Genomic DNA, 14,988 nt, shown 5'->3' on the forward strand with positions numbered 1-14,988 from the left:
ATGAAGCTCGTGACAGCGATCGTCAAGCCGTTCGTCCTCGAGGACGTCAAGGGTGCGCTCGAGCAGATCGGCGTGCTGGGACTGACGATCAGCGAGGTCCAGGGCTACGGCCGGCAGAAGGGCCACACCGAGGTCTACCGGGGCGCCGAGTACTCGGTCGACTTCGTGCCCAAGGTGCGGGTCGAGGTCGTCGTGGACGACGCCCTGCTGGACAAGGTCGTCGACGCGGTCGTCGAGGCCGCCCGCACCGGCAAGATCGGTGACGGGAAGGTCTGGGTGACCGCGGTCGAGACCGTCGTGCGGGTCCGCACCGGTGAGCGCGGAACCGACGCGATCTGAGATCGGATCTCATCGGGCGGGCCCGTCGCACCCCACGGGGTTGCGGCGGGCCCGTCCGCTGTCCGGACTCGAACCGGACATACCGGCGCAATCGAGGCGACCGGTGGCCGAACGAGCAGAAAGCGGGTGGCGCGGGGCGATGACGGTCCTCGGGTCGGGTGAGGCGGCGGACCTGGTCAAGGCCAAGTCGGTGCTCCTGGAGTCCAACGGCCGGCACCACCACGGCCCGGAGGCGTTGCGGGCCGCGCTGGTCGATCTGCACGATTTCTGGCTCTCGTCACGGTGCGCGACGCTCGGCTTCGGTGGCGACGGCGGCGGGGTCGCCCTGGTCGCCGTCGGAGCGCTGGGCCGGCGCGATCTCTGTCCGTACTCCGATCTCGATCTGGTGCTGCTGCACGACGGACGCAAGGGGATCGAGACGCTCGCCGAGCAGCTCTGGTACCCGCTGTGGGACGCCGGCATCGGGCTGGACCACTCGGTCCGCACCCCGGGCCAGGCCGTGCAGGTCGCGACCACCGATCTGCGGGCCGCGCTCGGCCTGCTGGAGGCGCGGCACATCGGGGGCGACGGCACGTTGTCGGGCAAGGTCCGCGACGCCGTCCGGCAGGCCTGGCGGGCCGGGATCCGGAACCGGTTCGACGAGATCGTGGACACCACCACGGAGCGCTGGCGGCGCAACGGCGACGTCGCACACCGGATCGAACCGGACCTGAAGAACGGTCACGGCGGCCTGCGCGACATCCAGCTGATCGACGCGCTGGCCACCGCCCAGCTGGTCGACCGTCCGTCCAGCGAGGTGATGGAGGCCCGCACCCTGCTGCTGAACGTGCGTACCGAGCTGCACCGGCGCTCCGGGCGTGCCCGCGACGTGCTGCGCGCCCAGGACGCCGACGAGATCGCCGCGAGCGTCGGCTTCGCCGACGTCGGCGACCGTTTCGACCTGGCCCGCGCGCTGTCCGGGGCGGCCCGCGCGGTGGCCTTCGGCGCGGAGGTCGGCCTGCGCCAGGCACGCAACGCGCTGCCCCGCCGCGGGCTGGCCGCGTTGCGCCGGGCACCCGTCCGCCGCCCGCTGGACTCCGGCGTCGTCGAGCACGGGGGTGAGGTCGGCCTGGCCCGCGACGCCTCGGCCGCGAAGGACCCGGCCCTGGTGTTGCGGGTCGCGGCCACCGCCGCCCGCACCGGGCTGCCGATCTCGGCCGGAACCCTGACCCGGCTCGCCGACACCGCACCGGAGCTGCGCACACCGTGGCCGCGGGCGGCGCTCGCGGAGCTGCTCGCGCTGCTCGGCACCGGGCAGGCGATGGTCGACGTGATCGAGTCGCTGGACCGGACCGGGCTGTGGGGGCGGCTGTTTCCGGAGTGGGGTGCGGTGCGTGACCTGCCCCCGCGCGACCGCACGCACGTCTGGACGGTCGACCGGCACCTGGTCGAGGTCTGCGTGCAGGCCGCCCGGCTGACCACCCGGGTGTCCCGCCCGGACCTGCTGCTGGTCGGTGCGCTGCTGCACGACATCGGCAAGGGCCGCGGCGGCGACCACTCGGTGGTGGGGGAGTCCCTGGTCCGCCAGATCGGCGAGCGGCTGGGGATGCGCGGATCCGACGTCGAGCTGCTCGCCGCGATGGTCCGCCACCATCTGCTGCTCCCGCACACCGCCACCCGGCGTGACCCGGAGGACCCGGCGACGGTGACCCGGGTGCTGGACACCCTGCGGTCGGCGGTCGGCGGCGACGACGAGCGGGTCGCGGTACTGGTCGAGCTGCTCGACGCGCTCGCCGAGGCGGACTCGTTGGGGACCGGGCCCGGTGTGTGGAGCCCGTGGCGGCGCACCCTGATCCAGGGGCTGTCCGGACGCTGCCTGAGCGCACTCGACGGGCGACCCTTCGTCGAGCCGGGCCCGCCGGACCCGGCGTACAAGGAGATGATCGAGGCGGTCGCCGAGGACGGTGTGCCGCAGGTCCGGTTCTCCACCGGGGACGACGTCGCGACGGTGGCGGTCGCGCTGCCGGACGGACGCGGTGCGCTCTCCGCGGCCGCCGGTGTGGTCGCACTGCACTCGTTGCAGGTGCACACCGCGGACGTCGCGATCACCGCGGCCGACGACACCGGGGCGGTCGCGGTGCTCACGTTCGCGGTGACGCCGCGATTCGGCGGCCTACCGGATCCCGCGCTCGTCCGCTCCGACCTGATCCGGGTGCGGGGCGGTTCGCTGGCGCTGCCCGAGGCACTGGCCCGCAAGGAACGCGACTACGCCCCGTCCACCCCGGAGGTGGAGCGGACAGCGCCGCCGCGGGTGCTCTGGTTCGACGACGAGGCCAGCGGCGCGGTCGTCCTGGAGCTGCGCGGCACCGACCGGATCGGGCTGCTGCACCACGTCACCGCGGCCCTGGAACGGACCGGGGTCGACCTGGTGTGGGCCCGGGTGGAGACGCTCGGCGCCTCGATCGTCGACTCGTTCGGGATCGCCGGGGCGCCGGAGCGGGCGGCCCGCCGGGAGATCGAGCGCGCGGTGCTCGCCGCCGCAGTCGCACGCCCCCGAGCCTGAGCTCGCGCCCGCGGCGGAGCTTGCCTCCGTGGGTGCGCTTGCCTCCGTGGGTGAGTTCGCGCCCGTGGGTGCGCTTGCCTCCGTGGGTGAGTTCGCGCCCGTGGGTGCGCTTGCCTCCGTGGGTGAGTTCGCGCCCGTGGGTGCGCTTGCCTCCGTGGGTGAGTTCGCGCCCGTGGGTGCGCTTGCCTCCGTGGGTGAGTTCGCGCCCGTGGGTGCGCTTGCCTCCGTGGGTGAGTTCGCGCCCGTGGGTGCGCTTGCCTCCGTGGGTGAGTTCGCGCCCGTGGGTGCGCTTGCCTCCGTGGGTGAGCTTGCGCCCGTGGGTGCGCTCGCCCCGCGGGCGAGTTCGCCCCGCCCCGCCGGGCGGCCGGTTGCGCCCGCGCCGGTCGCGGAGCCGGTCCGGTGAGCGGCTGCGCCACCGGCCGCGCGGGTCCGCCGGGGCTCGCGCGGCCCTGCCCGTACCACCGCCCGCTGTCCGTACCACCGCCCGCTGCCCACGCCTCCGCTCGCGTCGCCCGCGCCACGGCCGATCGCCTGCGCGGTCGCCCCGTCGCTCGCGGCTCGCACGGGTTCGCACGGGTTCGTGGTGTTCGCACGGCTTCCGATCCCGTGCGGATGCGACGATCCCGTGCGAATCGGCCCGGCGCGCCGGCCGCACGACCGGAGCCCGCACGACCGGAGCCCGTGCGATGACCGGCGCGAACGGAGCAAGGTGACCGGAGTCGATGCGACGGTCCAGCGCCCGCACACCGCCCACAGGGCCGCGTGCCGCAGCGGCCTGTCCGAGCGCTCTTCGCGCCGCGTGCGAGCACCTGCGCGCGAATCGGCCTGGCGCGGTGACCCGCATGACCGGAGCCTGCTCGGCGCCCGGTGCGAACAGGCCGTGTGACGACCCCGCACGCCGTTAGCCCACGCGACGACCGGTGGGACCGGGGGCCGGGCGGACGGAGCCGATGCGTCGATCGGTGCGCACGCACCGCCCACGGGCCGCGCACCGCCCACGGGCCGCGCACCGCCCACGGGGCGGCGCACCGCGGCTGGCCGAGCTCGCTTCCGGCCGATCGCGAGCACCTACGCGGGTTCGCACGGGATCGTCGCATCCGCACGGGATCGGAGCCCGTGCGAACGCAGCGAACCCGTGCGAATCGGCCAGGCTCGACGCCCCATACGGCCGGATCTCGGCGTGATGCCCGGCATGGCCGGAGCCCCGCGCGACGCCCCGCACGGCCGGAGCCCCTGCGACGCCCGGCGCGACCGAGGCGCGCGTGACGCCCGGCACGAACGGCGCCCGCGCGACGATCCGGCAGGACCGCTCCCGAAGCAGAACCGCGCCCGAAGCGTCGATCCCGTGCGAACACCGACGATCGCCGGCGAACGCGGCGATCCCGCGCATCCGGGCCGACACGCTGTGTTCGTGATGGAACGATCCGCACAGGCCGACCGTTGCGCGGTGCATGGGCCCTGCGCATTTCGTCGATCCGCTCGTCGTCCGGCTCTCCGGCCGGACCCTGCTGCTGGTCGCAGGCCTGCCCGGAGCCGGGAAGTCCACCCTGCTGGCGGCGATGACGGCACCGGCGGGTGTCCGGGTGCTCGACTCCGGCGCCGCCCGCGCGGCCCTGGCGCGCCGGCTCCCCGCCGCGATGCCGTACGGGTCGTACCGCTGGCTCACCCACCTGGCGCACCGGACCGGCGTCGTGCTGGCCTGCGCGGGCCGGACCGAGACCGTGGTGGTGCACCTGCCGGCGACCTCGCCCGCGGTCCGCACGGCGGTACGAGCGCTGGCGAGGGCGTCGCGTCGGGCACCGCACCTGCTGTGGCTCGATGTGCCCTCCGACCAGGCGATGGCCGGTCAGCATGCGCGCGGCCGGGTGGTCCGCAGGCGGCAGTTCGCGGTACATGTCGAGCGCGCCCGGGAGGCCTCCGAGCGGCTGCGCGCGGGCCGCGAACGGGGCTGGGAATCGGTCCGCATCGCGGATCGCTCCGGCGCCCGCCACGGCCTGGCACTGGCCAAGTAGGCTGGTAAGGGTGTTCGACTCCCTCTCCGAGCGGCTCGGATCCACGCTGCGTGACCTCCGCGGCAAGGGCCGGCTGTCCGACGCCGACATCGACGCCACCGCGCGCGAGATCCGGATCGCCCTGCTGGAGGCGGATGTCGCCCTGCCGGTGGTCCGCCAGTTCATCAACCGGGTCAAGGAGCGGGCCAAGGGTGCGGAGGTCTCACAGGCCCTCAACCCGGCCCAGCAGGTCGTCAAGATCGTCAACGAGGAACTCGTGGGGATCCTCGGCGGCGAGACCCGGCGGCTGAACCTCGCCAAGGAACCGCCGACCGTCATCATGCTGGCCGGCCTGCAGGGTGCCGGTAAGACCACCCTGGCGGGCAAGCTGGCCCGCTGGCTCAAGGGGCAGGGGCACACGCCGCTGCTGGTGGCCTGCGACCTGCAACGGCCCAACGCGGTCAACCAGCTGCAGATCGTCGGCGAGCGGGCCGGGGTGCCGACGTTCGCGCCGCACCCGGGCGCCACCGGCTCCGGCGAGCTGCCCCAGGGCCCCGGCGATCCGGTCGGCGTCGCCCGCGACGGCATCGCGCACGCTCGCGACAAACAGTACGACGTGGTCGTCGTCGACACCGCGGGCCGGCTCGGCGTCGACGAGGAGCTGATGCGTCAGGCGTCCGACATCCGGACGGCGGTGCAGCCCGACGAGGTCCTGTTCGTCGTCGACGCGATGATCGGTCAGGACGCAGTGGCCACCGCCGAGGCCTTCCGGGACGGTGTCGGGTTCACCGGCGTCGTGCTGACCAAGCTCGACGGCGACGCCCGCGGCGGTGCCGCGCTGAGCGTCCGCGAGGTCACCGGGCAGCCGATCCTGTTCGCGTCCAACGGTGAGAAGCTCGAGGACTTCGACGTCTTCCACCCGGACCGGATGTCTTCGCGCATCCTCGGGATGGGCGACCTGCTCACCCTGATCGAGCAGGCCGAGCAGTACTTCGACGCCGAGCAGTCGGCCGCCGCCGCGCAGAAGATCAGCTCCGGTGAGCTGTCCCTGGAGGACTTCCTCCAGCAGATGCTGCAGCTGCGCAAGATGGGCCCGATCGGCAACATCCTGAACATGCTCCCGGGCGCCAACCAGGGGCAGATGAAGGCCGCGCTGGATCAGGTCGACGACCGGCAGATCGACCGGCTGCAGGCCATCATCCGGAGCATGACGCCCGCCGAGCGGGACGACCCCAAGGTCATCAACGCGTCCCGCCGGGTGCGTATCGCGAACGGCTCGGGCACCACGGTCTCGGACGTGAACGACCTGGTCAACCGGTTCTTCGAGGCCCGCAAGATGATGAAGCAGATGGCCGGCCAGTTCGGTCTCGGCGGTGGCGGGCGGAGCGCGACGAAGAAGATCCCGAAGAACCCGCGCAAGGCCAGGCAGGCCAAGAAGGGCCGGCGCAGCGGCAACCCGGCGAACCGGGCAGCGCAGGGCGCACCGGACCTGTCGAACCTGCCGCCGACCCTGCAGCAGCTGCCGCCCGGCCTCGGGTCGATGGACTCGCTGCCGCCCGGTTTCGACCCGTCCAAGCTGAACTTCGGAAAGAAGAAGTGACGTAGCCTCCGGGCCATGTCGGATCTTCCTGCCGCGGGGTGGCGGCTGCGCGGAACACTGCTGGGCCCGGACGGCGCGCAGGGTGCCGATCTGTACGTGGACGGCTCCGGGCGGATCAGCCCGGAGCCGCTGCCCGGCGCGGAGGACCTGACCACCGACGGCTGGATCGTCCCCGGCCTGGTCGACGCGCACTGTCACGTCGGTCTGGGCCCCAGCGGGCCGATCGCGGACCTGGAGGAGTGCGCCGATCAGGCGCGCACCGACCGGGACGCGGGCACGCTGCTGATCCGGGACTGCGGTTCGCCGGTGGACACCTCGGCCCTGCAGCTCCGCGACGACCTTCCGGAGATCATCCGGGCCGGCCGGCACGTGGCCCGGCCCAAGCGCTACATCCCGGGCCTGGCCGCCGAGCTGGACGACCCGCGACTGCTCGTCGACGAGGTCCGTACCCAGGCCGCCCGCGGCGACGGCTGGGTGAAGCTGGTCGGCGACTGGATCGACCGGGGTCTGGGTGACGGCGCCGATCTCGCGCCGCTCTGGCCGGACGAGGTGCTCGCCGAGGCCATCGGCGCCGCGCACGAGATGGGTGCCCGGGTCACCGCGCACGTCTTCGGCACCGACGCGCTCCCCGGGCTGATCGGCGCCGGGATCGACTGCATCGAGCACGGCACCGGCCTGACCGACGACCTGATCTCCGAGATGGCCCGCCGGGGGACCGCGCTGGTCCCGACGCTGATCAACGTGGAGACGTTCCCGTCGATCGCCGAGCAGGCCACCCGCTACCCGCGCTACGCCGGGCACATGCGGGACCTGCACGCACACGCCTGGGAGACCGTCGGCCGGGCGATCGAGGCCGGGGTTCCGGTGTACGCGGGCACCGACGCGGGCGGCGGCATCCGGCACGGCCGGATCGCCGACGAGATCGCCGAGCTGGCCCGTGCCGGGCATCCCGATCCGATCGGCGCCGCCAGCTGGTCGGCACGGGCCTGGCTGGGCCGTCCGGCCGGTCCGGCCCCGGGGGCGCCCGCCGATCTCGTCGTCTACGACCGTGATCCGCGCGACGACCTCGGCGTGCTCCGGGACCCGTCGGTGGTCGTGATCCGGGGCCGTCGGGTATCTGTGGGGGCATGAGCTTCACGCCCGGGTCGCCGGGCCAGTACGGCCCCGGCCCGGGCGCACCGCATGCCGGGCCGATCGGTGCAGGCCCGCCGCCGAACCCGGAGCCGCCGATCGGGCCGTTCGGGCTGAGCCCGTCACCGACCCCGCGGGTGCGCTGGGGTCTCTGGGCCTTCGTGGTCGTCGAGGTCGTGTTCCTGGGCGCATCGGCGGCGATGGCCTGGACGGTCGGCGTCGGCTCCGCCGCAGGGGTGCTGGTGGCGATCGCGGTGCCGACGATGCTGGCCGCCCTGACCTGCATCCTGTGGACGATCTGGCGGGGTGACGGCCCGGCGATCGACCTGGGCCTGCGGTTCCGCTGGGAGGACGTCGGCGTCGGACTGCTGCTCGGCATCGCCGGGTTGTTCGTCACCGTTCCGGCCGCGGCGCTCTACCTGTACCTGGTCGGCCCGGACCTGACGACCTCGGTCGGGGTGGCGTTCGAGGGCATCACCGCGACCTGGCCGATCGCGCTCGCCGTGATGTTCGGGGTGGTGGTGATCGCCCCGGTCTGCGAGGAGATCGTCTACCGCGGGCTGCTCTGGAACGCGGTCGCGAAGTGGATCACCAATCGCTGGGTGGTCTTCGTGATCACCACGCTGGCGTTCGCCGTCGCGCACCTGGAGTTCCTGCGGGCGCCGCTGCTGTTCGTGGTGGCGCTGCCGCTGGGGATCGCGCGCATCCTCACCGGCCGGATCACCGCCAGCATCGTGGCGCACGCGGTGAACAACTTCCTGCCCGGCCTGATGCTGGCCCTCATGCTGGTCGGGGCGCTGCCCGAGGTCTGAGTGCGGTCTGGCAGAATGACCGGTCGGGTCCGTGGCCGGCCCTCTACCTGCCACGGCCGATGACCTTCGAGTGAGCGAGCCCGTACCCCACGCGAGCACCAGCTGACTCATCGCAGCACGACACGATATTCGCGAGGAGCAACACAGCGTGGCCGTCAAGATCAAGCTGATGCGTCTGGGCAAGATCCGTCAGCCGTACTACCGCGTCGTCGTCGCGGACTCCCGTACGCGCCGCAACGGTCGGGCCATCGAGACGATCGGCAAGTACCACCCGAAGAACGAGCCGAGCCTGATCGAGATCGACTCGCAGCGGGCGCAGTACTGGCTGGGTGTCGGCGCGCAGCCGACCGAGTCGGTGCAGAACCTGCTGGAGATCACCGGCGACTGGCAGAAGTTCAAGGGCCTGCCGGGCACCGAGGGCACCCTCAAGCCGCAGCCGGAGAAGGTCGACAAGCTCGCCCGGTTCCAGCAGGCGCTGGCCGAGGCGAACGACGAGCCGTCGACCGCGGCCACCACGCCGAAGAAGAAGGGTGGCAACGAGCGGGTCGGCAAGACCGCCGACGCCGCCCCGGCCGAGGCCGCCACGAAGAGCGACGACGTCGTCGACGCCACCAAGGACGCCGACGCGCCTGCCGCCGAGTCGTGATCCGGCGGGGCGCGGCTAGCGCGGGGGTGACTGCATGAGCGTCCTCGCGGACGCGCTCGAGCATCTCGTGCGCGGCATCGTCGACCACCCCGAGGACGTCCGGGTGGAGCTGGTCACCGGGCGGCGCGGCCGGATCATCGAGGTCCGCGTGCACCCGGACGACCTGGGCAAGGTGATCGGCCGTGGTGGCCGGACCGCCACCGCGCTGCGCAACGTCATCGGCGGCGTGGGCGGCCGGGGCGTCCGGGTCGACGTGGTCGACACCGACCGGTGACGGGTCCCGTCCCGCACGACACCGACGCCGGCCGGGCCTCTGCGGAGGTCCTGGTCGGCGTCGTCGTACGTGTACACGGGCTGCGCGGCGAGGTCGTCGTCGACGCCCGGACCGACTCGCCGATCGACCGGTTCGCACCGGGATCGGTGCTGCGGGCCGTCCGGCGTAGCGGCACCGGCCCGGCAACTCTGACGGTGTCGTCCGCCCGCCCGCACTCCGGGCGCTGGCTGGTCCTGTTCGACGGGGTCGGCGACCGGGACGGGGCGGAGGCGCTGCGCGGTGTGCAGCTGCTGCTCCCGACCGCCGAGCTGGACACCCCGGCCGATCCGGAAGAGTTCCACGTCCATCAGCTCACCGGCCTGCGGGCCGAGCTGACCGACGGCACCGGTGCGGGGACCGTGGTCGACGTGGTGCACGGGCCGGGTGGTTCGTTGCTCGTCGTCCGGCGCCCGGCCGGGCACGACGCGCTGGTGCCGTTCGTCGGCGCCATCGTCCCGACCGTGGATCTCGAGGGCGGACGCGTGGTGCTCGATCCGCCGGACGGACTGCTCGACCCGGTCGAGGACTGAACTTCCCGCACGGGCCCGGTGGCATCGCGCCGCCGGGCCCTCTTTCGTACTCGTGATGTCAACCAGAGTTGACAGCGGCCGATCGTCAACCTATGTTGACAGTCATGAGTGATGCGACGGCGGTGGCGGCGGCGGCGTCCAGCAAGGACCCGTCCATCGGTCTGGCGGCGGTGGCCGCCCTGCGTGGGCTGCAGGAGTCCCTGGAGGAGCTCCAGGTGACCAACGCCCGTGACCGGGGCTGGTCCTGGCAGCAGATCGCCGAGGCGTTGCAGATCAGCCGGCAGGCGGTGCACAAGAAGTACCGCCGGCTCGGCCTGTAGAGGGGAGACGACCATGTTCGAGAGGTTCACCGACCCGGCCCGTCGGGCCGTGGTCATCGCTCAGGAGCAGGCGCGGGAGCGCGGTGCCGGGCAGATCGGCCCGGAGCACCTGCTGCTCGGGATCCTGCGCTGCCCCGGTTCGCCGGGGGAGGAGCTGTTGAGCACCGCGGGGATGGACATCGCGGTGGTCGACCGCGGACTCGCCGCCGGGGAGACCGGCGACGCGGCGGCTCTGGCCACGCTCGGCATCGACCTCGACGAGGTGCGCCGGGCCGCCGAGGAGTCGTTCGGCCCCGGCGCGCTGGATCGCACCCGCGGCCGACGGTGGTTCGCCGGGCACATCCCGTTCGAGAAGGCGTCGAAGAAGTCCCTGGAGCTCGCGCTGCGTGAGGCGGTCCAGCTGGGCGACCGGCACATCGGTACCGAACACGTGCTGCTCGGGCTGCTGCATCCCGAGCACGCGGCGTCCCGGGTGCTGGCCGCGCACGGTGTCACCCTGGACGGGATGCGCCGCGCGGTGTCCGAGCGGCGCGGTCGCCGGGCGGGCTGAGCGTCCCGGGTACGACCTCCCCCGGGGAGCGGGACCGGCGGCCTGCGACGATCCGCCGCGTGCGGATCGACGTCGTCACCATCTTCCCGGCCTACCTGGACCCGCTGCGCGAGGCGCTGCTGGGGCGGGCCGTCGAGCGCGGCCTGCTGGAGATCGCGGTACACGACCTGCGCCGCTGGACGCACGACGTGCACCAGGCCGTCGACGACGCCCCGTACGGCGGTGGTCCCGGGATGGTGATGCGCCCGCAGGTGTGGGGTGAGGCGCTCGACGAGGTGCTGCCGGCCGGTCCACAACCGGCCCGGCTGGTGGTGCCGACCCCGGCCGGACGCCCGTTCACCCAGACCACCGCGCGGGCCTGGGCCGACGAGCAGCGGCTGGTGTTCGCCTGCGGCCGCTACGAGGGCATCGACGAGCGGGTGCTGCTCGACGCCAGGGCCCGGGGGATCGAGGTCGACGAGGTCTCGATCGGCGACTACGTGCTCGTCGGCGGCGAGGTCGCGGTGCTGGTGATGGTCGAGGCGGTCGCGCGGCTGCTGCCCGGGGTGCTCGGGAACCCGCGGTCGGCGGCCGAGGACTCGTTCTCCGACGGGCTCCTCGAAGGGCCCTCCTACACCCGTCCGGAGACCTGGCGCGAGCTCGCCGTGCCGGACGTCCTGCGTGGCGGCAACCATGCCGCGATCGCCCGCTGGCGCCGGGACCGTGCACTCGAACGGACCCGCGACCGCCGGCCCGACCTGCTCGACGCCCTCCCGCCGGACGCGCTCGACGCCGCCGACCGCGCGGTGCTGGCCGCCGGCCGAGCCGTCGACGAGGGCGACCCGAACGAGCGCTGAGGCCACCCGGTCGTCCGGCGATCCGGACGACCGCCCGGCGCCGGCCGGGATCGCGTCCGGGCCTCCGGGGGGCCCTCCGGGCCGCACCCGCGCACCGGGTGTCCGGGCCGATCGGCCCGTCTGGCACTATGGACGGGTTGCCAGCGCCGCGTGCGGTGCCCGGTGACGGTGGTGCGCGCCGGTCGAGAGGATCGTGCGCCGCGCGGGCCGTGCCGGAGCCCGCCACCCGGACGAGCGTCCCGCCGACGAGGTGTGGAGCGCCCGGGTGGCCCGGGGACAGACCCGGAACGGACCGGATGGCACCGCACGACCTGCACGAATACGCACGACACACGAGGGACGGACCGTCGACATGAACACCCTGGACGCTCTGGAGGCGCAGAACCTGCGCTCCGACATCCCGAACTTCCGGCCCGGGGACACGCTCAAGGTGCACGTGAAGGTCATCGAGGGCAGCCGGACCCGTACCCAGGTCTTCCAGGGTGTGGTCATCCGCCGGCACGGCGCCGGCTCCCGGGAGACCTTCACCGTCCGCAAGATCTCGTTCGGGGTCGGCGTGGAGCGCACCTTCCCGGTGCACACGCCGAACATCGACAAGATCGAGGTCGCGACCCGCGGTGACGTTCGCCGGGCGAAGCTGTACTACCTCCGTGACCTGCGCGGCAAGGCCGCGAAGATCAAGGAGCGTCGTCAGGCCCCGTCCGCGTCCTGACCGTCACCCCGTCGTGACGGGCGGGTGACGTAATCTCGAACCGTGGCCTTCCCCGAGCTCCCCGATGACCGCCGGGCCCGCCCCCGGCGGTATCGCGGCAGCGATTCCCCCGAGCGCCCCGGTCGGCGACGGGCCCCCGAGGCCCCGCCGCCCGCGGACGCACCGGGTGGGGCGGGTTCCGAACAGGACTGGCTCCTGGGTGCTGCGCTGCAGCACGGCGTGCCGCCCCGGTCGGAGGACGATCCGGCCGAGCCCGCCTCGTACGGGGTGCGCACCCGGCACGCCGAGCCCGAGCCGGAGGACGACCGCGACATGCCCGGCCGCTACCGCAACGGGTACGGCACCGTTGCCGGTGAGCACCGCGGCCGGCACGGATCCGGGAGCAACGGAGTCGCCGCGCCGGATCCCGACGGGTACGCCAACGGACACCAGCCGGGACACAGCGCCCCGGAGGGGCACGGTTCGCACAACGGGTACGTGCCGCCGCGCGCCCCCGGCCGCGGCGGCCCGCCCGGGGCCAACGGGGCCGTGACCGACGGCCCCGACTCGCTGCGGGCCCGCTACGCCGGACGGTTGAGCGAGGGCGAGAGCAACGGGTCCGGCGGCCGCAGGCGGGCCGAGGACCGTTCCTGGCCGCCGGCCGGCCGGCCCCGCCAGGACGACGGCGACGAGCCCCGCGCGCATCGCGCCGACGGCGGCGAACTCCGGTCCCGCCGGGCCCGTCCCGAGACCGACGACCCCCGCTCCGGCCGGTTCCGCCCGCGCGAGGGCGCCGAGCCCCGCTCGGGCCACTTCCGGCCGCCGGAGGCCGACGACCCCCGCTCCGGCCACCTCCGCCCGCCGGAGGCCGACGAGTTCCGCTCCGGTCGCGTCCGCCCGCCGGAGAGCGACGAACTCCGCCCGGGGCGCACCGGCGGCCACCGCCGTGCTGCGGGACCGGCCGGAGCTCCGCCGCGGTCCCCGGGTGCGGAGCCGCGCGGCGGTCACCGGCCGCCCGACGCACCGGGCAGGCACGGCGGCCCCGCGAACGGCAGCTGGATCGACCCCGCCGCCGAGCGCGGGTTCGATCCGGCCGCCGGTCCGGGCCACGACAACGGTCACGCCCGTCCGGTCGGTCGGGAGAACGGTCACGCCCGGCCGGCCGGCCGCGCGGACGGCGGATACGCCCGTCCCGCGGCGTTCGACGGCCCCCCGCCACATACACCCGATGGCCCGGTCCGGCGCCGTGACGCCGGTCGTGACGGCACGCTCCGTCCCGGCCCGTCCGGCGGACGGCACGGTGGCGAGCCCGGCGTCCCCACCGGTTACGAGGGCGCCCCGCGACGTCGTCCGGCAGGCCCCGAGCACGCTCCCGGCCCGGTCGCCCCCCGCACAGCGATCGGCCCGGACGGTGCCGTCGCACCGCCGGTCCGCCCGCAGGGGCCACCGTCCGGCCGGATGCCCTCCGCCCCGCTCCCGCGCAGCCCGCTGCCGCCGGAGGAGACCACGGTGTTCGGCGGCACGCCCGCCCCGCCCCGGGGCGCACCGCCCGCCGACGACGAGTTCACCCCGCCCGATGATGCCGAGGCGTTCGAGTCGGAGCCGCGCCGGCGCAGGGCCGGCCGTCCGGTCCCGGATGCGCCCGAGCCGTCCGACGAGCCGGATCCCGACGAGCAGCCCGACGACGCCGCTGCCGAGAGCACGAACTCCCCGCGCTCGGGGCGGCACGGCGTGCCCGCGGTCGGGATCGCCGGCCGGATCGCCGCGCTCACCGGCCGGTCGAAGGCGACGCAGGGTGAGGACGGGGAGAAGCGCCAGCTCGCGTTCTGGAAGGAGCTGTTGCTGCTCGCCGGTGTCGCGCTGCTGCTGACGGTGCTGATCCAGACGTTCCTGGCGAAGGTCTACGTGATCCCGTCCGGGTCGATGGAAACGACCCTGCACGGCTGCCCCGGCTGCACGAACGACCGGGTGCTCGTCGACAAGGTGACGTACAACTTCACCGACGTGTCGCCGGGTGACATCGTGGTCTTCCGGGGAACGGAGGGCTGGAGCGCCGAGACCTCCACCGGCGGCGGATCGACCAACCCGATCCTGCGCGGGCTGGAGACGGTCGGCTCGCTCGTCGGTTTCGCCCCGCCGGACGAGAAGGACTTCGTCAAGCGGGTGATCGCGGTCGGCGGCCAGACGGTGGCCTGCTGCGACGCGTTGAACCAGGTCATGGTGGACGGCCAGCCCCTGGAGGAGCCCTACGTCTACTACCTGCCGGAGGCCGGTCCGGCCCGGCAGATCCCGTTCGGACCGGTGACGGTGCCCGAGGGCGAGTACTGGATGATGGGCGACTCCCGGAACAACTCGGCCGACTCCCGGGCGGCCGGGCACGGACCGATCCCGGACGGGAACGTCATCGGCAAGGCACGGCTGATCGTGCTGCCGTTCGACCGGTTCGGCTGGCTCGGCTCGGCCAATCCGCAGACCGCCACCGCGTCCGCGGCACCGGGGCTGCCCGACGGTCTCCCGCTGGCCCTCGGCATGATGGGGGCCCTGCCGTTCGCACTCGGCCGGCGTCGCATGTTGCGGGCCCGCGCCGAGGCCGAGCGGTTCCTGCCCGCAGTGCGCCCCCCGTCGGGGTGGCGCCGGAGATCCTGACCGGGAGCACCGTGCCGGTTCCCCCGCACCGAGCCCGACCG

The 14,988-nt window shown here is 74.2% G+C and carries 14 protein-coding genes; all 14 read left to right on the plus strand.

All coding sequences use genetic code 11. The annotated features are described in order from the left end of the window. Positions 1–339, plus strand: a complete 339-nt coding sequence (locus Pdca_RS09295) for a P-II family nitrogen regulator (protein WP_085912388.1) — start codon at positions 1–3, stop codon at positions 337–339. A gap of 139 nt (positions 340–478) precedes the next feature. Beyond that, a complete protein-coding gene (locus Pdca_RS09300; protein ID WP_085912389.1) occupies positions 479–2,881 on the plus strand; it encodes a [protein-PII] uridylyltransferase in 2,403 nt (800 codons plus the stop codon). A 1,451-nt stretch (positions 2,882–4,332) separates the two neighbouring features. After that, a complete protein-coding gene (locus tag Pdca_RS09310) occupies positions 4,333–4,893 on the plus strand; it encodes an AAA family ATPase (protein WP_085912390.1) in 561 nt (186 codons plus the stop codon). Positions 4,894–4,903: 10 nt separating this feature from the next. Then, the gene (gene ffh, locus Pdca_RS09315; protein WP_085912391.1) at positions 4,904–6,472 is read left to right on the plus strand and encodes a signal recognition particle protein; all 1,569 of its coding nucleotides are present in this window, start codon (positions 4,904–4,906) and stop codon (positions 6,470–6,472) included. A gap of 15 nt (positions 6,473–6,487) precedes the next feature. After that, on the plus strand, positions 6,488–7,603 hold the full coding sequence (locus tag Pdca_RS09320; RefSeq protein ID WP_085912392.1) for an amidohydrolase family protein: 1,116 nt from the start codon (positions 6,488–6,490) through the stop codon (positions 7,601–7,603). Further along, positions 7,600–8,415 (plus strand): CPBP family intramembrane glutamic endopeptidase, encoded by an 816-nt coding sequence (locus tag Pdca_RS09325; protein WP_085912393.1) that lies wholly within the window; start codon positions 7,600–7,602, stop codon positions 8,413–8,415. The genes Pdca_RS09320 and Pdca_RS09325 overlap by 4 nt, the downstream gene beginning before the upstream one ends. A gap of 148 nt (positions 8,416–8,563) precedes the next feature. Then, the gene (gene rpsP / locus Pdca_RS09330; protein ID WP_085912394.1) at positions 8,564–9,061 is read left to right on the plus strand and encodes a 30S ribosomal protein S16; all 498 of its coding nucleotides are present in this window, start codon (positions 8,564–8,566) and stop codon (positions 9,059–9,061) included. Positions 9,062–9,095: 34 nt separating this feature from the next. Next, positions 9,096–9,335 (plus strand): RNA-binding protein, encoded by a 240-nt coding sequence (locus tag Pdca_RS09335; RefSeq protein ID WP_085912395.1) that lies wholly within the window; start codon positions 9,096–9,098, stop codon positions 9,333–9,335. Further along, positions 9,332–9,904 carry a ribosome maturation factor RimM gene (gene rimM / locus Pdca_RS09340; protein ID WP_085912396.1) on the plus strand — a complete coding sequence of 191 codons (573 nt, stop codon included), beginning with the start codon at positions 9,332–9,334 and terminating at the stop codon, positions 9,902–9,904. The genes Pdca_RS09335 and rimM overlap by 4 nt, the downstream gene beginning before the upstream one ends. 104 nt (positions 9,905–10,008) lie before the next feature. Beyond that, on the plus strand, positions 10,009–10,224 hold the full coding sequence (locus Pdca_RS09345; RefSeq protein WP_085912397.1) for a helix-turn-helix domain-containing protein: 216 nt from the start codon (positions 10,009–10,011) through the stop codon (positions 10,222–10,224). A 13-nt stretch (positions 10,225–10,237) separates the two neighbouring features. Beyond that, positions 10,238–10,774, plus strand: a complete 537-nt coding sequence (locus tag Pdca_RS09350; RefSeq protein ID WP_085912398.1) for a Clp protease N-terminal domain-containing protein — start codon at positions 10,238–10,240, stop codon at positions 10,772–10,774. 59 nt (positions 10,775–10,833) lie between these two features. Further along, on the plus strand, positions 10,834–11,610 hold the full coding sequence (gene trmD / locus Pdca_RS09355) for a tRNA (guanosine(37)-N1)-methyltransferase TrmD (RefSeq protein WP_085912399.1): 777 nt from the start codon (positions 10,834–10,836) through the stop codon (positions 11,608–11,610). A gap of 352 nt (positions 11,611–11,962) precedes the next feature. Next, on the plus strand, positions 11,963–12,322 hold the full coding sequence (gene rplS, locus Pdca_RS09360) for a 50S ribosomal protein L19 (RefSeq protein ID WP_085912400.1): 360 nt from the start codon (positions 11,963–11,965) through the stop codon (positions 12,320–12,322). A gap of 42 nt (positions 12,323–12,364) precedes the next feature. Continuing rightward, positions 12,365–14,947, plus strand: coding sequence for a signal peptidase I (gene lepB, locus Pdca_RS36765; protein ID WP_232021488.1), 2,583 nt, complete (start codon positions 12,365–12,367; stop codon positions 14,945–14,947). The last annotated feature ends 41 nt before the right edge of the window (positions 14,948–14,988 follow it).

The organism is Pseudonocardia autotrophica, assembly GCF_003945385.1.
Lineage (GTDB): Bacteria > Actinomycetota > Actinomycetes > Mycobacteriales > Pseudonocardiaceae > Pseudonocardia > Pseudonocardia autotrophica.